General features: G+C 35.1%; 22 protein-coding genes. 2 read left to right on the top strand and 20 right to left on the bottom strand.

From position 1 onward, the window contains the following. Positions 1–64: 64 nt before the first annotated feature. Together CLOST_RS13550 and CLOST_RS06075 are read left to right on the top strand one after the other, a co-directional pair. Positions 65–976 carry a ribonuclease H-like domain-containing protein gene (locus CLOST_RS13550; RefSeq protein WP_013361391.1) on the top strand — a complete coding sequence of 304 codons (912 nt, stop codon included), beginning with the start codon at positions 65–67 and terminating at the stop codon, positions 974–976. Positions 977–1,039: 63 nt separating this feature from the next. Further along, positions 1,040–1,474, top strand: coding sequence for a hypothetical protein (locus tag CLOST_RS06075; protein ID WP_013361390.1), 435 nt, complete (start codon positions 1,040–1,042; stop codon positions 1,472–1,474). Positions 1,475–1,624: 150 nt separating this feature from the next. Here the strand turns inward: CLOST_RS06075 and CLOST_RS06070 are convergent, their stop codons facing one another. From CLOST_RS06070 to vorB, 20 genes are all read right to left on the bottom strand, one after another. Then, positions 1,625–1,972 carry a DUF8180 domain-containing protein gene (locus CLOST_RS06070; protein WP_013361389.1) on the bottom strand — a complete coding sequence of 116 codons (348 nt, stop codon included), beginning with the start codon at positions 1,970–1,972 and terminating at the stop codon, positions 1,625–1,627. 26 nt (positions 1,973–1,998) lie between these two features. Beyond that, the gene (locus CLOST_RS06065; RefSeq protein WP_013361388.1) at positions 1,999–2,415 is read right to left on the bottom strand and encodes a DUF3842 family protein; all 417 of its coding nucleotides are present in this window, start codon (positions 2,413–2,415) and stop codon (positions 1,999–2,001) included. Between the two features lie 8 nt (positions 2,416–2,423). Further along, positions 2,424–2,612: a CooT family nickel-binding protein gene (locus CLOST_RS06060; RefSeq protein WP_013361387.1), complete on the bottom strand. Its 189-nt coding sequence runs from the start codon at positions 2,610–2,612 to the stop codon at positions 2,424–2,426. Between the two features lie 108 nt (positions 2,613–2,720). Further along, complete coding sequence (acsV, locus tag CLOST_RS06055) at positions 2,721–4,652, bottom strand: corrinoid activation/regeneration protein AcsV (protein ID WP_013361386.1); 1,932 nt, start codon at positions 4,650–4,652, stop codon at positions 2,721–2,723. A gap of 69 nt (positions 4,653–4,721) precedes the next feature. Beyond that, positions 4,722–5,093, bottom strand: coding sequence for a glycine cleavage system protein GcvH (gene gcvH / locus CLOST_RS06050; protein ID WP_013361385.1), 372 nt, complete (start codon positions 5,091–5,093; stop codon positions 4,722–4,724). 12 nt (positions 5,094–5,105) lie between these two features. Further along, positions 5,106–7,232, bottom strand: coding sequence for an acetyl-CoA decarbonylase/synthase complex subunit alpha/beta (gene acsB, locus CLOST_RS06045; RefSeq protein WP_013361384.1), 2,127 nt, complete (start codon positions 7,230–7,232; stop codon positions 5,106–5,108). Between the two features lie 60 nt (positions 7,233–7,292). Then, a complete protein-coding gene (acsE, locus tag CLOST_RS06040) occupies positions 7,293–8,078 on the bottom strand; it encodes a carbon monoxide dehydrogenase/acetyl-CoA synthase methytransferase subunit (RefSeq protein ID WP_013361383.1) in 786 nt (261 codons plus the stop codon). Between the two features lie 55 nt (positions 8,079–8,133). Continuing rightward, a complete protein-coding gene (acsC, locus tag CLOST_RS06035; protein ID WP_013361382.1) occupies positions 8,134–9,489 on the bottom strand; it encodes an acetyl-CoA decarbonylase/synthase complex subunit gamma in 1,356 nt (451 codons plus the stop codon). A 29-nt stretch (positions 9,490–9,518) separates the two neighbouring features. Beyond that, positions 9,519–10,463: an acetyl-CoA decarbonylase/synthase complex subunit delta gene (acsD, locus tag CLOST_RS06030; protein ID WP_013361381.1), complete on the bottom strand. Its 945-nt coding sequence runs from the start codon at positions 10,461–10,463 to the stop codon at positions 9,519–9,521. A 35-nt stretch (positions 10,464–10,498) separates the two neighbouring features. Further along, positions 10,499–11,266: an ATP-binding protein gene (locus CLOST_RS06025; RefSeq protein WP_013361380.1), complete on the bottom strand. Its 768-nt coding sequence runs from the start codon at positions 11,264–11,266 to the stop codon at positions 10,499–10,501. 24 nt (positions 11,267–11,290) lie between these two features. Then, complete coding sequence (gene lpdA, locus CLOST_RS06020; RefSeq protein WP_013361379.1) at positions 11,291–12,664, bottom strand: dihydrolipoyl dehydrogenase; 1,374 nt, start codon at positions 12,662–12,664, stop codon at positions 11,291–11,293. A 12-nt stretch (positions 12,665–12,676) separates the two neighbouring features. Beyond that, positions 12,677–13,585 carry a methylenetetrahydrofolate reductase gene (locus CLOST_RS06015; RefSeq protein ID WP_013361378.1) on the bottom strand — a complete coding sequence of 303 codons (909 nt, stop codon included), beginning with the start codon at positions 13,583–13,585 and terminating at the stop codon, positions 12,677–12,679. 20 nt (positions 13,586–13,605) lie between these two features. Next, positions 13,606–14,253 carry a methylenetetrahydrofolate reductase C-terminal domain-containing protein gene (locus CLOST_RS06010; RefSeq protein WP_013361377.1) on the bottom strand — a complete coding sequence of 216 codons (648 nt, stop codon included), beginning with the start codon at positions 14,251–14,253 and terminating at the stop codon, positions 13,606–13,608. Between the two features lie 88 nt (positions 14,254–14,341). Beyond that, complete coding sequence (locus CLOST_RS06005) at positions 14,342–14,998, bottom strand: cyclodeaminase/cyclohydrolase family protein (RefSeq protein ID WP_013361376.1); 657 nt, start codon at positions 14,996–14,998, stop codon at positions 14,342–14,344. Positions 14,999–15,008: 10 nt separating this feature from the next. Further along, complete coding sequence (locus CLOST_RS06000) at positions 15,009–16,685, bottom strand: formate--tetrahydrofolate ligase (RefSeq protein ID WP_013361375.1); 1,677 nt, start codon at positions 16,683–16,685, stop codon at positions 15,009–15,011. 36 nt (positions 16,686–16,721) lie between these two features. After that, positions 16,722–17,504 (bottom strand): ATP-binding protein, encoded by a 783-nt coding sequence (locus CLOST_RS05995; RefSeq protein ID WP_013361374.1) that lies wholly within the window; start codon positions 17,502–17,504, stop codon positions 16,722–16,724. 16 nt (positions 17,505–17,520) lie between these two features. Next, the gene (cooS, locus tag CLOST_RS05990; RefSeq protein ID WP_013361373.1) at positions 17,521–19,410 is read right to left on the bottom strand and encodes an anaerobic carbon-monoxide dehydrogenase catalytic subunit; all 1,890 of its coding nucleotides are present in this window, start codon (positions 19,408–19,410) and stop codon (positions 17,521–17,523) included. A gap of 338 nt (positions 19,411–19,748) precedes the next feature. After that, entirely contained in the window at positions 19,749–20,282 is a 534-nt protein-coding gene (locus CLOST_RS05985) for a 2-oxoacid:acceptor oxidoreductase family protein (protein ID WP_041487128.1), read from the bottom strand. Beyond that, positions 20,279–21,034, bottom strand: a complete 756-nt coding sequence (locus tag CLOST_RS05980) for a thiamine pyrophosphate-dependent enzyme (protein WP_013361371.1) — start codon at positions 21,032–21,034, stop codon at positions 20,279–20,281. The genes CLOST_RS05985 and CLOST_RS05980 overlap by 4 nt, the downstream gene beginning before the upstream one ends. A gap of 3 nt (positions 21,035–21,037) precedes the next feature. Further along, entirely contained in the window at positions 21,038–22,108 is a 1,071-nt protein-coding gene (gene vorB, locus CLOST_RS05975) for a 3-methyl-2-oxobutanoate dehydrogenase subunit VorB (protein WP_013361370.1), read from the bottom strand. Positions 22,109–22,113: the final 5 nt, after the last annotated feature.

Below are 22,113 nucleotides of genomic sequence, written 5' to 3'. Positions count from 1 at the left end.
CATCCTTTGAATCAAAAGTATAGGTTTTGTACAGTTGTTTGAACGTAATTTGCTAGGAGGATTTATGCTAATAAAAGATTATTTTTTAATAAAAAATGATGAATACAAGATTTCAAAGAAATCTTTTTATTTTGACATTGAAACTACCGGATTGAATTCTAAGTATGATAGCATTATATTGATTTGTGCAGCTTTTTATTATTCCGATAATGAAATATTAATTAGACAATACTTTGCTGAGGACATTAAAGATGAAAAGAGTATTATATTATATTTCCTTGAGGATATTGCTTCTATGAGAAGATGCATTAACTTTAATGGAAATACCTTTGATTTGCCATTTTTAAAAAAAAGAATAAGTAACTTATCTATTAATGAACCCATACTTGATAATATGGAATCTATTGATATATTATCCTACCTCAGACCTTTAAAAAAAATATGGAATTTTGAAAACTTAAAACTCAAAACTGTAGAAAAATTTTTTTCAATAGAAAGGCAAGATACAATTTCAGGCAAAGAATCAGTTGATATGTATAAATTATATCAAAAAACAAAGAATGATAGTTTAAAAGAAAAAATACTGCTTCATAATTATGAAGATGTTAAGCATTTAATTTTGCTTGAAAATAAGATTAATAATGAGTCAAAGAAAAGAAGTAGAAAAATAAGTTCAAATTACGGAGATTTTTATCTTCATTTGTACGATTATAAAATAAATAAAAACAAAATAGAATTTATTTTCTCATCAGAGGAGCCTATTCCTAGTATGAACATTTTTAGTGATAATGGAGATAGTGTAATATCCTATGGTAAAACTCTTAGAATGACATTACTGGTAATGACAGGACAAAACGAAAACAATCAAGAAGTGGTATATTTAAATTTATTTGGAAAAAATATTCCTATTTTTATCGATAAAAGCTTATTTGAGGACGGTATTTTTTATGCACTAAATAGCTTTTTTAATGCTTAAACCCTCTATTATCGGGTAGATAAAATATGTGAGTTACTTATAATTTAATGGAGGTGTACTATAATGAAATATAACAAAAGAATGATGAAATCCAGACCAGACTATGATTTATTCAGAAATGATACCGAGGAAAAATATGAAATAGATTGGAAAAAAATCTTTTTTGGTTGGGTAATTGTGGATGTAATTGCAAGTGCTACTTTGCTCACATTATTTTTTAAAAAAAGAAATGAAAAACCTATAGACAAATATAAAAAGGATCTTTCTAAGTCCTATAAAAAATCAAAAAAGAAATTTTCAAAAAAAGCTGATAAAATACTGAAAAATTTAGAAAATACCGCGGAAGATGTTTACGAAAAAGCTTATGACCATGTTGATAATACAACTGCTAAAACAAAATCCTTTAAAGATAATACCCTCGAAAAAACTAAGCACACTTTATCAGAAATAGCTGATTCACTTGAGCAGATTTCAAATAAATTAAGAAAGCAAGATTAAGCTTGAGAAAATTTAAAAAGCCGACTAAGTTTATTAATAATCACATAATAACTTAGTCGGCTTTAATTAGTGTAAAAATAAATTATTATTCTAAAATGAGAATATATTACTAAATTATGCTAAATATAAGCATTAAGTTTTATAAAATATCTATAAAGATTTTTTTGCTTCCAATAGCATTTCGTTTGCCTTATCCATAAATTCTATTGCTTTTTGAATATAGGTTGCTGTTTCATGCTTTTGCATTTCATTTGCTTTATCTACCCATTCCTTGAATCCATCTTGATGGCTATTATTATGATCTACCCAGTGAGCAAGAAGAATCCTAAGGGTTTTCTCTTCTTTGCTTATACCTTCTAAATCATGCTCATGGTTGTGAGGATGATCATGATGGTGCTCATGAGTATGAATATGTCCATCTCCATGGTCATGCTCATGGATATGATTTGATGAATCATGGTGATTATGTGGTTTTTGACTTGAATATTTTGCTTTCATGGCTGTGACCTCCTAAAGGATTCGATTTATTTTATTGAAAACTCTTTTTTTATAATATCGATGGCGTCTTTTATCATTAAAAGTAGTGGTTTTGCCTCAAGTCCAATTACAGAGTAATTTTCAGGAAGTATTGGCAATATAATCTTATAAGCATCACTTTGAGTAATTGACTCTGATATTGATAAAGTTACTTCTCCCATCATGCTATCAGGAATAAGTAAAGAAAATGGACAAATAATAATATTAGCGTTTTTACTAGAAACTCTAATAGCATTTTCTCCAGTAGCGCCTTTATTTGCCTTTTGCTTCATCATTGCAGAGGTTGCTATAGCATTTGTGCCTAGTGCATATATATCTATACTCGAGGGCAGTTCATCTCTAAGAGCGTGAACTACTTGAGAGCCAATGCCTCCACCCATCCCGTCAATAACAGCTATTATCATAATGTCACCTAATTGCTTTCTATGATTATTTTATGAGCAATAAGCTTCATCTCTTTTATAGTGCCTTCAACAATTTTTTGCTCTCCAAGTAAATCTTCTAGATATACCTTACCGTTTTCGGGTTTAACAAAAACTACATTATCCATTATTTTTTTTTCACCTTCTGCAGTTAATAAATATGCTTGTGATTCACACATAACTTTATCCTCCTTAGTTTTACATCAGTGTCATACAATGCTTTATATTTCAAAACTAATTATAACATATATGAACCGTTGAATAAGCACATTTCAATGATTTTCTTTTTAGCCAAGAAGACTTGAAAGACTTGGAAAATCATCTGTATTTGTATGAGGCAAGAAGCAAGCTGATACAAACTCATCCATATATGAAGGATACACCGAAAGTTCTATATAGGTCATTTGTGATGCAATGCACTCCATTTTTTTTCTAGCATCTTCACTCATCAAAGTTAAATAAGACCCGATTAAAGAGCTGTTTCCAATATAGGAAAATTTATCTCTAGGTATGTCTGGGAGCAATCCTATTATAATAGAATTTTCAATATCCAAGCTGTTTCCAATTCCACCAGCAATCATAACTCTATCTAGTTCACTAAAGCTCATTCCAAGGCTTGAAATAAGTGTCGCAGCACCACTATATACAGCTCCTTTAGCTCTTATAAAGTTATCTAAATCAACTTCTGTTATACATACATCCTCATTGATATCTGGCCACTCTTCTTTGGAAGCAACAATATAGCTTCCAATTCCATGCTCGTCTACTTTTATTCTAGGATTTCCGTTATCTTTTATCAACTTTCCTCTTCTATCAATAATTTTATTTTTAAACATCTCTGCAATTAAATCAATTATACCTGATCCGCAAATTCCCTTCGGTGATTTTTCTCCAATTATTTTTATGATAGGAGCTGAAAATAAATCATTAATTTTAACTTCTTCAATTGCACCAGGAGCTGCTCTCATTCCAGAAGATATTTCGCCGCCTTCAAAAGCTGGTCCAGCTGAGCATGCACATGTCATAAGAAAATCTTGATTTCCAAAAACAATTTCTCCGTTGGTTCCTAAATCTATAAAAAGTGTATTTTGTGAATCTGCCCAAATGTAAGATGCTAGTACTCCAGCTGTAATATCTCCTCCAACATAAGATGCAATGTTCGGTGCTATATATATAAATGTCTCGGGATTTACTTCAAGACCTAGTTGTCCTGCCTGAATAAATGGTGCTCTTAAGAAAGCTGGAATATACGGCTCCATCCTTAAGAAATCTGGATATACTCCCAAAAATAAATGTGTCATAGTTGTGTTTCCAGAGGCAACAAAAGCGATTACCTCCTCCATATCAACATCTGCTTCTTTATACATTTTTTGAAGAAGTGGATTTATAGTGTCCTTGATTATCGCTTCATTTAATTTATCTAATCCTTCTTTTTTAGTTGAATATATTATTCTGTTTATTACATCAGCTCCGTATTTCATCTGAGCATTTCCTGCTGATGCACGTCCTATTAGCTTTCCAGAATATAAATCTACCAACGAAGCTGCTACTGAAGTAGTTCCTATATCTAAGGCTATTCCAAAAAGCCTATCTAAAGTGTTGCCTAATTCAATATTTACAACTGTTGTTCTTTTTCCCCGTGGTATATGAGTAACAGTAACTTTAAAATCACCATTTCTTAAAATAAATGGCATTTTTCTGAGCATTGGTAGACGCATAAAAACTTGAGAATATCCAAGCTTAGTTCTCATTTCTCTTTTTAGTCTATCAAAATCAGATATATTATCATCTAGATTTGGCAATCCAATTTCTATATAATCTTTTTTTACATATGTTCCAAACTCCATATCGTTGTCTATGAGTTGCTTTCTTGAATTCTCAAATATCAATTGGTCTCGCTCTGTTGAAATAGATTGAATTTGCATATTATTTAAAGCTGAAGACTCAATATTTATTAGCTCTACAGTTATGTCTGAAGATTTAATTCTAGTATCACATGACAAAACATAACCATTATCTATTTCTTCTTGAGTTATATGTAAGTTTTTTTGTGTATAGACTTCACCTGAAGATATTCTTACTTTACATTTTCCGCAAGTCTTACTTCCATTGCACGGAGCATCTATGAAAATATCATGTTTTCTTGCTACTTCAATTAATAAGTCTCCTTCGGTCGCTATTACCGTTTTATTTAAAGGCAAAAAAGTGACTTTTGGCAATTTACGTCCCTCCTTAAAGGAAATCCCCAAGGATATCCTTGGGGACTATTTTTCATTTAGAAAGCTAAATTATAATGCAGCTTTATAAGCAGCAACATCCATTAAGCCTTCAACTTGACTATCATCGCTTATCTTAACTTTAATAATCCAGTTTGCATAAGGGTCTTCGTTTATAGCTTCTGGCTCATCTTCTAATGCTTCATTGATTTCAAGCACTTCTCCATCGATAGGTGCTATTAAATCTGATGCAATTTTTGAAGACTCAGCAACACCAAAATCTTCGTCCTTAGAAATTGCATCTCCGATTTCAGGCATTTCTACATATAGTAGCTCGCCTAATTGAGATTGAGCATGATCTGTAATGCCTATAGTTGCAACATTACCGTCTACTGCTACCCAAAGATGTTTATCTGAGTATTTTAAGTTATCTGGAAAATTCATGCTTCTTCCTCCTTACATTAATGGATCTAAGCCAAGTGCTGGATGTCCTTTTTGAGAAAGGAAATCTATTAACGCCTCGCCATCAGCAGCAATAGTCTCATCTGCGATCATATCTGTGAAATTATCAATATCATAAAGCTCTTTTGCAGTTGCATTAAGCTTATCTTGAACATACTCTTTTAATTCTTTTGGCATCCATACTATTCTTTGGATTCCGCCTTCAGCTCTCATGAACTTCTTAGAAGAAATAAAATGTCTTCCGTGACCCATGAAGCCTGGAGTTTGAACTCCTCCACCTGTCATAGATGCAAGCTCTCCAAATGTCATACCTATTGGAGTAACTCCACCAAACTCTCTATTTACGATTACAACACCGTTAGACGCAGGCTCTATACCACAGATACACTCAAAGCATCCGCATGAAGTCATAGGGTCTTCCATGATTGAATATAAAGTTACACTATTTACAGCTCCTTGAGAAATTTCTGATACTGTCTCATTTACTTTTTCCCAAATTCCTTTATTTTCATCGATTACGCCTTCTTTAAGTATTGGTTGACAAGGCCCTGTTGCATCAAGTTCTTTAGTAGCTTTAGCATCTAACCAGCTTACTGCTCCACATAGTCCAAGTCTTTCAGGAGTAACTACGCAAACGTGAGCAGGTGCAAATGACTGGCAAAGGTTACAGCTGTAGAAAGTATCTACTGATTCATCAGTAAGAGAAGCAAGTCTTTCATCTCTAGCTTCATATTTAGGAGTTGCAATCTCGCCTTTTAGTGCTTTGATTTTTTCTTCATCAGTTATTATAGTGATTTCGCACTTGTCAACAACTGTATCAAACTCATCCATCATCTTAGCGTATAATACTTCTCCGATATGGTTTAATCTGAAGCCTTTTTCATATGCTTCTTTACCTATTCTTATCCATGTAATATCTCTTTGTCCTACGTGCATTACGCCTTCGATATAGTTCATGAAGTAGTGAATTCTTCTTTCAAGAACTGGTTCAAAGTCTGTTTGCATTGCTTTTCCAGCTATTTTAACAATAACTGCAAGTGGCATTCTTCCAGGAACATCAGTAACTGTATCAATATCTGGACCAATGATTTCTATCTTATGATCTTCAACCTCAGAAGCATCTTTCATAAGAACAATCTCAAATGACTCAGATTTTCCTCCACCAAATTCAACGAACATGTCACCTTTTCTGATTCTTTCACCTTCGAAAGCTGCTGCGAATGAAACTGGTATTGGAATTTCAGTTATTTTAATCTTAATGTTTCTAGCCTCTAATGAAGTAGCAACAAATTTATCGTAATCTTTTTGAGTTATTAATCTAGTAGGTACTTCCATTACATCTTGGTCAGTAATTACAGGGAAACCAAGAGCAATCGCTCCAGCTCCAGCAGAAACTACTAACTCAGAAAGAGGTCCAAAAGCATTTACAAACGCTGGCACTCTCTCAAGTGTGTACTTAAGAAGTCCGTCAAGATTTCCTGGCTCTAAGCCTCCAAATATAAGTGCTGCTCTAACAGCTACAGAAACAACGTGAATAACTGAAGTTACATCATAGCCTAGTGGAATAACTCTAAGGTCAAGGCCCATTTTTACATTAGCTTCAGTAGCTTGATCAATTACTTTTCCAACTAGGAAAGTAAGTAAGCCTTTTGATTGGTAATCTTTAATAACCTTAGCAGCAGTTTCAGCATCTGGGCACTCTCCAAGTACAACTGCAACACCTGGAATATCACCAGTTACAAGAGGTACTCCTAGAGAACGGATTATTGGGTCACTTATATGTCCTGCAAGAGGCGCAACATAAGGGGCTTCTTCTACAGAATATTTTGCTGCTTCTATAATTTCAGCAGCTAAAGCTGTTCCAAGTCCAGCATTTAAACCATTTTCTAATCTTTGCTCTTTTACTAAAAGACTTTCAACTATAGCTATAGCTTCTTGAAGTTCTCCTAGATTAGATATCTTTTTACCTGTTGCAGCGTAGATAACTGGTAGCGAATAAGCTGTATCAGGAAACGCAACTTTATGTTCTTTGCCTTTATCAGCAACTGCTTTTTCAACTACGGATTTTGCAGCTGAAAGAGCATCTGAAGTTCCTTGAAAAATAATATCAAATAAAGTCATTATATTACCCCCTACTTTAATTAGAAATAAAACCCCATAAATATGCTCAATGATTTTAAATTATAACTCTAAATATGAATCTGCATAAAGAGTATTGTTTTTGATAATATCAGCTGATTTAATAGTCTCCATTAATCTAACATCACATGGATTGATAATAGCTGAAGATAATCCGTTTTGCATTGCCATAGCGCACCATACTGCGTCAAGGATAGGTCTGATGTGCTTTGGAGCTCCATTAGAGATATTTGATAATCCTCCAGTAGTTTTAAGTCCCATATCGCTCATCATTTTGATAGCTTCAAGAACCTCTTGTTGTTTTTCTTGCATTCCTTTGATAACAAGCATTAGTGGATCGAAAAGTACATCTGTAGGCTCCATACCTGCTCCTAGTGCTCTTTCAAGCATTTCTGTACAATAAGCCATACGCTCATCGTTATCTCTTGGAATACCTTCTTTAGCACAAAGACCGATAACCATACATCCATACTCACCAGCAAGATCAATCATTTCGATTCTTGGTCCAGCATCAGCAGAGTTGATTATTGCTTTTCCATTTTCACTGTTATACACTTTTAATCCAGCTTCTATAGCTTTACGGTTTACTGTATCTAATGCTAGTGGAATATTATTGAATTTTTGCTGAATTGATTGAACCATCCAAGTCATTACTTCCTCGCCGTTTCTTTCAGCAGGTCCGATATTAACATCTACGTAATGTGCCCCAGCATCTATTTGCTCTTTAGCTCTGTGGAATATTGGCTCAAGATCTTTTTCTTCAATAGCTTTTCTTATTACAGGTGATATACAGTGAATTCTTTCTCCAATAATCATAAATTTATCCATTTACAATAACCCCCATCATATTATTTTAAAGAGGGAGATAACTCCCTCACTATATTTATGCGTTTTGATAAAGATCTTTTAGGAATTTAGGAAGTTGCATTGATTCGTTTGGTCCTACAACTACTTCCCAACCAGGTAGAGAATCCTCTATATCTCCCTTAAGTACAGCAACTTTTCCTGGAATGATTAGTTTTCTTGATTTTGTCTTTTGCTCTACTCCGCTTTCTTTTACAAAGTTAGCGATTATAGATCCACTGAACTTACCAGCAGCCCATGCTGTAAGAACTGAATATCCTCCAGCATCTGGAATTAGTAACCAAGTAGGAACCTTAGATTTTTCAATTTCCCCGTTAATAATGAAATAAGTAAGAGCAAAGTCAACTGTACAAAGTACTGGAGATTCGTCATTAGCATTGTTTACAGAGTATGCCTTAGGCTCAACACGCATTGGTCTTTGTGGGTCAGTGTAAATATTTTGTCTAAGAGCCCATACTGAATGTCCTCTAGCAAAATCCATATCCTCAATAACTAAAATTGAACCATATTTAATTGTAAATATTGAGCTAAGAGCTATTTCCATGAATTTGTTGTCTTTAGCTAAATCATTTACAAATATAATACTTGGGTATCCAAAAGTTCTATCGCCATCTTTAAGAGCAGTTCTTCTGATTTGAATTGCGTTTGTATATGCTTCCTTAATTGTTTTACTTCCAGCATCTAGAAGTAGCTCTTTATAATCTTTTGATTGAACTTTTGAAGTTAATTCATATAAATCTTCTAAAGAGTCAGCTCTAAGTCCAAGTGCATATTTTCCAGCAGCCGCTACATCAACCATTTGCTCATAGTTTGCAGCTGTCGCTCCGTGAAGAATAGGATTAGTGTCTTTTAATAGCTCTAATGCTTCTTTAGCAACTGCTACATCTTCACAAACTACCATGTATGCTAGTTCAGCTCCTGAAGCTAAAACTGCTTTAATATTAGCTATGTAAGCTTCTTTATTTCCAGTATAGATAAAAGCAGCAAATTCAGCTTTCATTCTTTCTCCGATTCTTTCAAAATCAACTTTTTTAATGTTTTCTATTTTGCTGTTTACTACATCAGCAGAATCAGTGTCTTTTATTGCAACTGCAAAACGGTTTCTGTTAACAAGAGTTTCTTCATGTCTAAATAGAACTGTTTCTCCACCTAGCTTGTACTCATTAGCTCCAGCTCCTACAGTTAGCGCTTTCATTGGAGGCGCAGTAGATTCTGAAAGTTTTGAAAGATTTTCTTCACTCATATGTGGACATTTTTCTATTTCTATTCCACCTGCTGCAACTTTCATTGAAAAAGCTAAACAAGTTGGGAATCCACAATCTTTACAGTTTTTCTTTGGTGTTAACTTAAAAATATCTAAGCCTGTTAATGCCATTTTAATTTCCCCCTAACCTCTGAATTGTTCTATATTAATTGATCAACTAATGTTCTAATAGTTTTAACACTCTCTGGATGTCTAAGTACTATAGCGTTAGCTCCAGATACTAGTACTGCAGATGCCGTAGATACCTCAAGAGCTATTCCACGATCCTCTCTGCTACCCCATAGAGGCTCATCTTCCTCAGAAGCTAGTGACTCTTTAACATTCCAAGTTTCAAAAGAAACAGGTGTAATTATAGGCATTTGAAGAGTTTTATCATTTTGTCCAAATGCAGCAAGTCTAATTCTATCAAATGTTGATGATACATATTCAAATCCATATCCAACAGCTGCGCAACCAACATGCATTACTATATTTTCAGGTTTAACACCTAGTTGTGTAAGTAGAATGTTTAATTGCTTTGCAAGGTTGATATCAACTGAAGACTCAGCTCCAACTTTATGGCTATAAGCCATTCCGCCTGCTGCTCCAACAGCTTTATAGTTATCTTCTGTTGCTGCCATTAATAATACATTTTTTCCATCTGTAGCAGCTGCAACCTTTTCAAATATTTTTGCATCTTTTTCATGGTTGTTTGTTCCTGCTACAACAAGCGGAATCTCAATAGCATCAGCTACTTTTTTTGCTATTTCAGCACAATCCTCAGCTGGTCTATCCATTCCGTTTGGATCTGCTCCTTCAAATCTTAAGCAAATAAAGTCAGGTGCATAAGTATCTTGAACAAATTTTGCCCAAGCTGCAGTATCAGAATAAACGTCTTTATAAGCTGTCTGAAGCTCATCTAGCCATCCTTCTGGAGCAACGTCAATAATTTCCATTCCTACTGCAGTTTTGTTTCCTATTTCCCCGTCGAAGCTATAAAATGGTAGTGTATTTTCTCCACCGATTTTTACTGCTTTTTCTCCCACTCCAAGTGTTACTTCTCCGATTCTACCTTGATATTTCTGTACTGATGTTTTAAATGCCACTAAAATCGCCCCCTAAAAATTGCGGTTTATTGTTATCATATATTTAAATTTGATAAAATTTCATGGAAAGTCTTCTTTGATGGAGAATCAATTGGTAAATCAACTAATGGTTTTCCATTAGAATCATATTCGTAAATATTATCATCCATCGGAACTACGCCTAGCAGGTTAAGGTTGTATTTGTTGATCTCTTCCATTATCCCATCATTTAACTGACCATTAGGAGCTTTGTTTACGATTAAATACAAATCACCTATTTTGAGTTTAAGTTCTAATGCAAGATCTCTTATTCTGGCAACAGCTTGTATACTTCTTCTAGAACAATCACTTACCAGAAGAAGTACATCTACTGATTTAGATGTTCCTCTAGAAAGATGTTCCATTCCAGCCTCGTTGTCTATTACTAGATAATCATAACTGTTTGAAATCGTATCTAGCTGTTCTCTTAGTATTCCATTGACATAACAGTAACAACCTGTACCTTCAGAACGTCCCATAACTAGTAGGTCATATCCATCACCTTCTGAGATAGCAGTGCTTAACCTGTACTTCATATACTGTGCTTTTGTCATTCCCCCTGGAAAACTATTCCCATCACGTTCTCTTCTATTTACATCTTCCTTGATAGCTCCAAGTGTTATATCTATTTTTTCACCCAGAACTTCATTTAAATTTGCATTAGCATCAGCATCAACAGCAATTACCTTGCCGCTTTTCTCTGTTGCTAAATAGTTGATTAACAATCCTGTTAAGGATGTTTTTCCTGTTCCACCTTTACCTGCTACTGCAATAGTCTTTCCCATGTTGTTTTGTCCTCCTATTATCTATTACACTTTATGAACACATTGACCATGAACATCATGTAGAGCTTCCATAAGTGCTTCTGATAGTGTAGGATGAGGATGGATGACATCTCCAACCTGAGCTGCTGTAAGTTTAAGATGAACTGCTAAGGTTAGCTCTGTTAATAAATCTGTGGCATGTGGTCCTACAACTGAAGCACCTACTATGACGTCGTTGTCATCTGTAAGCACTTTAACTGAACCTTGAAGTTTTCCAATTGCTTGAGCTTTCCCTAATCCTCTGAATTCAAAACTTCCCACATGATAAGCAATGCCTTTTTCTGTAAGTTCTCTTTCTGTCTTTCCAACTGCTGCTACTTCAGGATCTGTATAAACGCATCTTGGAACTGCATCATAATTTACAGATGATTTTTTGCCAACTGCATGGTCTACTGCAACTAATCCTTCTTTTGAAGCTACATGAGCTAGCATTGGTGAATTAATCACGTCTCCGATTGCATATATTCCATCAACGTTTGTCATCATATTTTCATCTACAATCAGTTTGCCTCTTTCAGAAGCTAATCCAAGCTCCTCTACTCCTAAGTTGTCAAGATATGGTCTTCTACCTACAGAAACTATCATAAGCTCTGCAGTTAGAGATTTTCCACTACCAAGTTCAGCAGTAACACCATTATCATTAACCTCAACCTTTGTTATACTATCGCTTGTCATGACTTTTATCTTATCTTTTTTAAATGAACGTGCAAGTTGCTTTGCAACATCATCATCTTCAAATGGTAGTAAATGATCTGCCATTTCAACAATAGTAATTTCTGTACCAAGTTTTCTGTAGAATTGACCAAACTCACATCCTATAACTCCACCCCCAACGATAATCATTGATTTTGGAATTTCAGTTAGGTTCATCGCTTCATCACTTGTTATAACCTTAGTTTTATCATAAGGAAACATAGGTGGAACTATTGGTGCAGAACCAGTTGCTATAATTATTTTATCAGCTGGTATTGTTTGAGTATTATTATCTTCATCAGTTACAAGCACTTCAGTTGAAGATAATATTTTTCCATGACCTTTTACTACAGTTATTTTCTTTTGTGCAAATAAATGCTCTATACCTTTTACAAGATTTGTTACTATCTTGTTTTTTCTATCCATTATTTTATTAAAATCAACCTTGATATCTGAGCCTATTTCTACACCAAAATCTTCAGCTTCTTTAACCATATCTATACGCTCAGATGCAGCAAGAAGTGACTTAGTAGGGATACATCCCCAGTTTAGACAGGTTCCACCTGGCTTATATTTTTCAATTACTGTTACTTCTGCTCCAAGTAAAGCTGCCTTAATTGCTGCGACATATCCTCCAGGACCTGCTCCGACTACTACTATTTTCATTTTATTTCCTCCTTACAGTCCAGCTGCATCTAATATAAGAGGAACATTTTCTTCAGCGCCAATCGCCATAATATGTACACCGTCACATAGTCCTTCTTCTCTTAGTTGTTTGATGAACTCTCCAGAGATTTTAATACCTTCCATAACCATAGCTTTGTTCTTTTCTTTCTTATCTTCTATTCCTTCAGCACTTGCTTTAAGTCTATCGATAAGCTCATCTGGAACAAAAATTCCTGGTACATTGCTGTTCATGAATTTAGCCATTCCTGGTGATTTTAGAGGTATAATACCAGCCATGATCTTGCAATCCATGTGCTTAGTTTTTTCTCTAAAATCTCTCATTGTTTCAATATCAAAAACTGCTTGAGTTTGGAAGAATTTTGCACCTGCAGCAATTTTCTTTTCCATTTTGAATATCTGAGCATCTACTGGATCAAATCTAGGAGTAACGCTTGCTCCAAGGAAAAAATCTGGTGTTCCTTGTAGTTCATTTCCTGCCATATCTTTTCCAGATTTAAGTATCTCAGCAGCTTGAAGAATTCCAATTACATCTAAATCATAAACTGCTTTAGCATTTGGATGATCTCCTACTACAGTATGATCACCAGTCAATGCTAGCATATTTGGGATTCCAAATAATCCAGCTGATAGCATTTCTCCTTGAATTGCTATTCTATTTCTATCTCTTCCAGTGATTTGGATTACAGGCTCAATTCCTTCTTCTTGAAGAACTTTACATGTTGCAAGTGAAGTTGCTCTCATAACAGCTGATTGAAAATCTGTTACGTTTGCGGCATGAACTCTTCCTTTTATTAGCTGAGCACAATGTCTAAGATGAGCAAAATCTATTCCCTTTGGAGGAGCCATTTCAGATGTTACAGCAAACTCTCCATTTTCAAATGCTTGTTTAAGTAAACCCATTTACATAACCTCCCCCAATTTTATCTAGTTAATTCTATTCTCTTTGGATGAACATTTTTTTGGAAATCTTTTGGTGGTCTGTTTTCAGTGATGTTACTTAATCTGCCTTCATCCTTTAGCTTGTTGTAAATTAAAATCCAAGCACAGTCATTTTCAGCATTAACTTCACATTTTCCGTTTTTAGCTCCACCACATGGGCCATTCATAAGGCTTTTTGCACATCTTGTTATCGGACAAATTCCCGCTGTCCATCCAAGCTCGCAATCTCCACATGCCAAGCAGCTTTCCTCATATTGTCCAACTCTTTCTATTTCACCAATAAACATTGTGTTATTTCCTGGGTAAACAGGTTTTGAAACGACTTTTGCTAATGTTTGAGTACCATCTCCACATGCTAGAGATACTATTGCATCAACTTCAGGCATTTGCTCTTTAAAAACCTTCATATCTTTTCTGGTTTTTAAAAGATTACAAGCTGGATCTAAAACTAAAGTACCTAGAACATTTTTCCCTGCTGCCTCTAGCTCAGTTTTAAGAGCTGCAATTTCTTCCTCTCCCCCAACTTTACATGTAGAAGCACATAAACTACATCCTGCAATTAAAACATTTTGTGCATCTTTTATAAAGTCCATCAATTCTTCTTTTGGTTTTGCCTGAGAAATAATCATTTTTATCCTCCTCCAGAATTCTAAGCTCAAAACTCTATTTATCTATTTTTACATCTAAGAAGGCAACGCCTCCTTAGATGTAATTTTTCTATAGCATATTCATTACCTTTTCGCTAATTGAGTCAGCTATAGAAATACCCTCTTTGACAAGCTCGCTTACCTTATTTTCAAGTTCTAAAGAATAGTTTTCATCCTTCATCATGCCAGTGTTAATTAGAACATTCATTTTTCCGCTAATAAGCGCGGCTCTTAGAAATTCTACCCCCACACCAACATCACTTATTGCAAGCTTTGAGCCTTTATCCATAAGCTCTAAATGAAGTTTTATTCCTTCATATGAACGTTCAACAATTTCAACTGGTACTTTGCATGCTTCCTTAAGTGCATCTTCCATTACTTTAGCTTTTTGTATTTTTTCTTCATCGGTATTAGCTGGAAGACCATATGCTTTTGCTAGAGGCGTGAAGTTGATTTTGTCTTCTTCAATCATATCTAAAAATCTTCTCTGAAGAGAAACGGAAGAATCTAAAATTCTTTTTAATTCTTCTTCAAATTCAGCATATTTTTTCTTTCCGATTGTCAGATTACAAACCATAGCAGATAATGCACATCCTTGAGCCGCTGTAAGAGCTGCAGCTCCACCACCACCTGGAGCAGGAGCTTTAGATGATAAAATCTCTACAAAATCTGTAAGTGACAACTTAGAAAGATTAGTTTCTATTTGTACTTCTTGAGTAATGTCCATACATACCACCTTAGAATAATCCTGCAATTTTTCCTGTGCTATCAACATCTATTTTTTCAGCTGCTGGTGCTTTAGGAAGTCCAGGCATAGTCATTATTTCACCAGTTAAAGCTACAAGGAATCCTGCTCCTGCAGAAACTTTAATGTTTCTAACAGTTATCTTAAATCCTGTAGGTCTTCCTAATTTTGTTTGGTCATCAGTAAGAGAGTACTGAGTTTTAGCCATACAAATTGGAAGCTTATCATAACCGATTTTTTCGATTTCTAATATTTGTTTTTCTGCATTTGGAGTGTAATCAACTCCATCAGCTCCATAAATTTTTGTTGCAATTGCATTTATTTTTTCTTTGATTGATTGATTTTCATCGTAAGCAAATTCAAATTTGCCTTCGTTTTCGTCAATTAGTCTAAGTACTTCTTTAGCTAATTCTTCTCCACCTTCTCCACCTTTAGCCCAAACTTCAGAAAGTGCAACATTAACTCCTAATTCTTTACACTTATCTTTTACAAGCTGAAGTTCTGCTTCAGTGTCTAGTGGGAACTTGTTAATAGCAACAACTGCTGGTAACTTAAATACCTTAGTTATGTTCTCAACATGTTTTAGTAGGTTTGGAAGTCCATTTTCAAGAGCTTCAAGGTTTTCATTGTTAAGTTGATCTTTTTTAACTCCGCCATTGTACTTAAGCGCTCTAACAGTAGCAACTATAATAACTGCATCTGGTTGTAAACCTGACATTCTACATTTTATATCAAGGAATTTTTCAGCTCCAAGGTCAGCTCCGAAGCCTGCTTCAGTAACAACATAGTCAGCGAAGTGCATAGCCATTTTAGTTGCTATTACTGAGTTACAACCATGAGCTATATTTGCAAATGGTCCGCCATGAACAAATGCTGGAGTACCTTCTAAGGTTTGAACTAGGTTAGGCTTAAGAGCGTCTTTAAGAAGTGCTGCCATTGCTCCGTTAGCATTAAGCTGAGCTGCAGTAACTGGCTCACCTTTTCTAGAGTATCCAATTATTATTCTTCCTAATCTTTCTTTAAGGTCTATAATATCTGATGCTAAGCAAAATGCAGCCATAACTTCAGATGCAACTGTGATATCAAATCCATCTTCTCTTGGGAATCCATTAGCTTTTCCGCCTAGACCATCAGTAATGAATCTTAGCTGACGATCGTTCATGTCCATAGCTCTTCTCCAAGTTATTCTTCTTGGGTCTATATCAAGTGCATTTCCTTGATATATATGATTGTCAATCATAGCTGCAAGTAAGTTGTTTGCTGCTCCTATAGCATGAAAGTCTCCAGTAAAGTGAAGGTTGATATCTTCCATAGGTACTACCTGAGCGTATCCTCCTCCAGCAGCTCCTCCCTTAACTCCAAATACTGGACCAAGTGATGGTTCACGAAGTGCAACTAAAGTATTTTTTCCAAGTTTTGCTAATCCGTCAGCTACACCTATAGTTGTTGTAGTTTTACCTTCTCCAGCTGGAGTAGGATTAATTGCTGTAGTAAGGATTAGCTTTGCTTTCTTACCTGTTTCTCTTTTCATAAGGTTGTAATCAACCTTAGCTTTATATTTTCCATAAAGATCTAAATCTGCTTCTGACAGATTTAATTTCTTAGCTATTTCCCTTATATCTTGGACCACTGCTTCCTGTGCAATTTCTATATCACTTTTAAAACCCATTTGAACTCCTCCTTAAATGATTTTTATTTTATTATACTATGAATCGTTTCTAACTGAGGACTCAATTGCATTTTTAATAATTTTTATTTCTTCTTTTAGATTTAGGTCTGCATCATATGCAGATTGATTGTTTCTATCAGAATCAATAACATCCTTACTATAATGGATAAATCCTAGTAAACTGTCCCCGACATTGTCTCTGATAAAATCCTCATCTTCTTTATTTCTAATCTTATTTGCTACTACTTTTATCTCCGATACCCCAATATCATTAGCTAGTTTTTTTACTTTTTCAAAAGTTTGAAGACTCCTAACCCCAGGTTCAATAACTACAATAAAAGCATCTACACCTGAAGCTGTACCTCTGCCTAAATGTTCAATTCCTGCTTCCATGTCCATGATTACCACATCTTTGTTTTGCAGCACTAGATGTGATGTTAATCTTTTTAAAAGAACATGCTCAGGACAAACACATCCGCTACCCCCTGTATCAACTGTTCCCATGGTAAGTAGTGATACTCCATTTAATGTTCTACAATATCTTTCAGGTATATCATCAACTTTAGGATTCATTTTGAAAAAGCTTCCGATACTCCCACTTTGAGCGCCAGTTCTTTCTGCTATTAAATCCTTTATCTCTGATATAGGTACTATCTCATCTATTTCTTTTTTGGTAAATCCTAAGGCTAAAGCTAAGTTTGCATCGGGATCAGCATCTACTGCCAAGACTCTATACCCTTCATCAGCATACAATCTACTTAATATTGATGATACAGTAGTTTTTCCAACTCCGCCTTTTCCAGTAATAGCAATTTTCATAGTCATTCTCCTAACTCTATATTCCTAGTGCTGTACGTTTTGCTTCTATTCTTTCAAGAACCTGCTCTGATAATTTAGCTGGGTCCATTTCAACTGTAAATTTAGCTCCAACGATATCTTCAACTCTATTTGTTAATAAATCAACCATTTCAGCTGAACCAGTTACTTGTGGATATACTCCAAGGAAAGTATCGATACCACTTCCTATTACATAGTTTCCTATAGCAACAGCTTTCTCGCTCATCCACTCAGGAGCTATACCTACAACTGGAAGCTTAGGAATATCCATGTTTAGATGTTTAGCTACAGCATTTACAAGTAAAATAATTCTACTTATATCTACGCATGAACCCATGTGAAGAACTGGTGGTATATCAACAAGCTCACAAACAGTTCTAAGTCCTTGCCCTGCAAGATTTCTAGCTTCTTTATCAAGAAGACCAGCTTTTGCTGCCGCTTGAGCCGCGCAACCTGTAGCAACAACTATTACGTCATTTGCTATCATGTTTTTGATAATTTCTATATGTGAATAGTCAGGTCTAACTTTAGGATTGTTACATCCAACAATACCAACAGCTCCTCTAAGAACCCCAGATACTATACAATCAGCAAGTGGCTTAACTGTACCTGTTTTATCTACGTGAGAGTTAGTAACTAAATCTAACTGTTTAATTATTGCTTCAATAGAATATCCAGCCATTGCTGTTTGTTTTGAATCTGGGATGTAAACTTTAGCTCTATCTCTATTTGCATAGTTATCTATAGCTTCTTTTACAATACCTTTTGCTGAATCAAAAGCATGATGCTCATCAAACTCAATATGAGTTGCTCCTGGGATTTTCGCTTTTGGTGATGTAGTTATAAATTTAGTATGGAAACAATCAGCAAGAGCTGCCATAGCTGGGAAGATACATTGCACGTCAACTATAACTGCCTCAACAGCTCCAGTTAGTACAGCGTTTTCCTGTTGTAGGAAGTTTCCTGCCATTTTAACTCCATGTCTCATTGTAACTTCATTTGCTGTACAGCATAGACCAGCTAAGTTTATTCCTTTAGCGCCTTTTTCTTTAGCATATGCAACTAGCTCAGCATCTTCAGATGCAAGCACTATCATTTCTGATAATGATGGGTCATGACCGTGAAGAACTATGTTTACCATATCCTCTTCTAAAACTCCAAGGTTACTCTCTGTTTGTGTAGGCGTAGGAGTTCCAAAAAGAATATCTGTAAGCTCAGTTCCTATCATTGAACCTCCCCAGCCATCAGATAATCCAGTTCTAATTCCCATTCTTACTAGTGATTCTGCTTCTGCTGTACATCCGATATGAGTAGAGTGCATTATTGTTGCAATCTCTCTATCTATAGCTCTTGGAGCCACTTTTTCTTTTTCCCAAGTTTCTTTTCTGCCATCTACAGCTCTGTCTAAAAATCTTAATGTTCCAAATGGCTTACCAAATTCCATAAGAGCTACTTCTGCAACTTCATGAGCTACATCATATAGATCTTTTCCTTCTGTTGATACTCCCCACTCGCCAGCAAGCTTATAAAGTTTATCTTTGTCTTTTACTTTATAGCTTCCATTTTCGCTTGACATATGTAAAACGTGTGCAATATCTCTTGCATGGTCAGAGTGAGCAGCAGCTCCAGCAGCAACCATACGAGCAAAGTTTCTTGCTGCTATAGTGTCAGCATTTGCTCCACAGATTCCTCTTGGTGCTTTTGGTGTAATTCTGCATGGTCCCATAGAACAAATACGGCAGCATACCCCTTCTTCGCCGAATTTACATGAAACTTTTTGTGCTTCTTTTCTGTCTTGCCAAGTTTCTGCTCCTGCCTCAACAGCTTTTTGTTTTAGCAGCGAATTAATCTCTTCCATTTGCTCGATGGATAAAAGTGTTTTTTCCATAGCCATTCCTCCATTTTTCCCACTTGTTAATTTTTAAACAAATTTGCTAAAAAAATAATTTTGCATAAATATGCAAAGTTGATAGGTTTTTCTTAATTCCAATTATAACATAAAGATAATGAATATAGTAACATAATATTAAATTAATTCTAAAAAAAATATTGGATTTTTTTATGCATGTAAATTCAATATTTATTTAAGTAAATAAAAAAACACCACAATATATACATATATCATGGTGTTTATATTGCTATTTTCAGAAAATTCACTGTACTATAGCTGTATTTTGTTAAAAAATAATTCTGCTAATATATTATTTAACAAACAATTTCTCTGATTTATTTTACAAACTCAATACCTTTATTTATTGCATTTAGATTTGAATCAAAAGTTTCTGGTCTTTTACTAGTAAGTTTTTTTATAGCATTTTCAATTTTAGGTAAATCTACAAGATTTAGACTAGGAATTAAAGCTCCAAGGCATACCATATTTGCAATACTTGAATTTCCAAGCTCATTTGCAATTTCTGTAGCCGGAATTTCTACAATCGTTATATCAGTTCTAGGATTTTCAATTTTTGCAAGCGATGAATTAACTATAAGAACTCCACCTGGCTTTATTCTAGATGAAAACTTTTCATAAGCAGGCTTATTGAGAACTATAGCTCCATCTGCTTTATCAATTACTGGCGAATGTATTTCCTCATCAGACAAAATAACAGAGCAGTTTGCTGTTCCGCCTCTCATCTCAGGACCATATGAAGGAATCCAGCAAAGTTCAAGATCTGATCCCATTCCAGCATAAGCAAGAAGTTTTCCTAGGAACATTACTCCTTGTCCGCCAAATCCAGCAAGTATCACTTTATCCATCATAAGCTTTTTACCTCCTCAGTTACCTTTAATTCTCCAAGCTCATAAATAGGCATCATATTATCTCTTAGCCACTGCATACTCTGCGCTGGAGAAAGTCCCCAGTTTGTAGGGCAGGTTGATAATACACTTACAAAAGCAAAGCCAAGACCAGCTTTTTGAACCATGAAGGCTTTTTTAATTGATTTTTTTGCTATGTTTATGTTTTTAGGCGAATCTACAGAAACTGATGCAACATAAACAGCTCCTTCAAGATTTGCAATTATTTTAGGAAGGTCAATAGGTGATCCTGTAAGCATCTTATCTCTTCCAAATGGACTTGTAGATGTTTTCATTCCTTCTAAGGTTGTAGGAGCCATTTGTCCTCCAGTCATACCATAGATTGCATTGTTAACCATTATTGAAGTTATATTTTCTCCTCTAGCAGCTGTATGGATTGCGTGCTGAGTTCCAATTGATGCTATATCTCCATCTCCTTGATATGTAAATACCATTTTATCAGGAAGAGATCTTTTTATTCCTGTACCAACTGCTTGAGCTCTACCATGAGCCGCCCCTACAAAATCACAGGTAAAGAAATTCTGACAAAAGCCTGCACATCCAACTGGTGATACTCCTATAGTTTCTTCTATTATATCGAGTTCTTCTAATGACTCAGCAATCAGTCTCATTATTATTCCGTGGGTACAGCCTGGACAAAATGAAAAAGAAACGTCTGTAAGCCCTTTTGATCTTTTAAATATCTGCTTTTCCATAAACTATACCTCCTTATCTGAGTTTAAGTTAAATTTTGATTCCACAAATTCTAAAATTTCAAATTCTGTTGGAAGCATACCACCTTGTCTTCTAAACAGATGAGTTTCTGGTTTGCATCTAACTGCAAGCTCTACATCTTCAATCATTTGCCCTGTATTAAGCTCTACAGTAACAATTCCTTTAACTTTGTCCATAAATGGTGCAAAGGCTTTCTTTGGGAATGGCCATAGAGTTATAGGTCTAATAAGTCCTAGCTTAATGCCTTTTTTTCTAGCCTCAATTACAGTACTCTTACAAATTCTGCCTGTAGTTCCGTAGCTTACTAGAAGATATTCTGCATCATCAGTTTGGAATTCTTCCCATTGTTGTTCTTGCTCTTCTATAGCTTTATATTTAGCTTCCCATCTTAAATTGTTTTCTTCACCGATTTCATTTGTAAGTGAATAGCTTGCTATGATCCTCTTTTCTCTTCCCTTTGCTCCATTTACAATCCAGCTTCTGTCATATTCTTCACTTGCAGGTTTTTCTTTTAAGATTACTGGTTCCATAGTCTGTCCTAGAAATCCATCACTTAAAATCATTACAGGGTTTCTGTATTTTTCTGCTAGATCAAATGCCATCATAGTGTAGTCGTAAAGCTCCTGAGCCTTAGAAGGTGCAAGCACTATTAATCTATAGTCTCCATGACCGCCACCTTTGGTAGCTTGGAAGTAATCTGATTGCGCTGGCCCTAGTCCACCTAGTCCTGGTCCACATCTGTTTACATTTACTACAACCATTGGAAGCTCAGCAGCAGCACTATATGAAAGTCCTTCTTGCTTTAAGCTTACCCCTGGGCTTGATGATGCAGTCATTACTCTATTTCCAGTACATGCTGCTCCATAGCACATGTTTATAGCTCCTATTTCATCTTCTGCTTGAACAATAGTTCCACCTACATCTGGAAACTTAGCTGATAAATACTCTATTACCTCGGTTGAAGGGGTAATAGGATAACCGAAAAACAACCTACATCCTGATCTTATGGCAGCTTCACCGATAATTTCATTTCCTTTCATCAATACTCTTTCCATATTTT

The organism is Acetoanaerobium sticklandii (genome assembly GCF_000196455.1).
GTDB lineage: Bacteria > Bacillota > Clostridia > Peptostreptococcales > Filifactoraceae > Acetoanaerobium > Acetoanaerobium sticklandii.
This window is presented reverse-complemented; position numbering and strand designations above follow the sequence as displayed.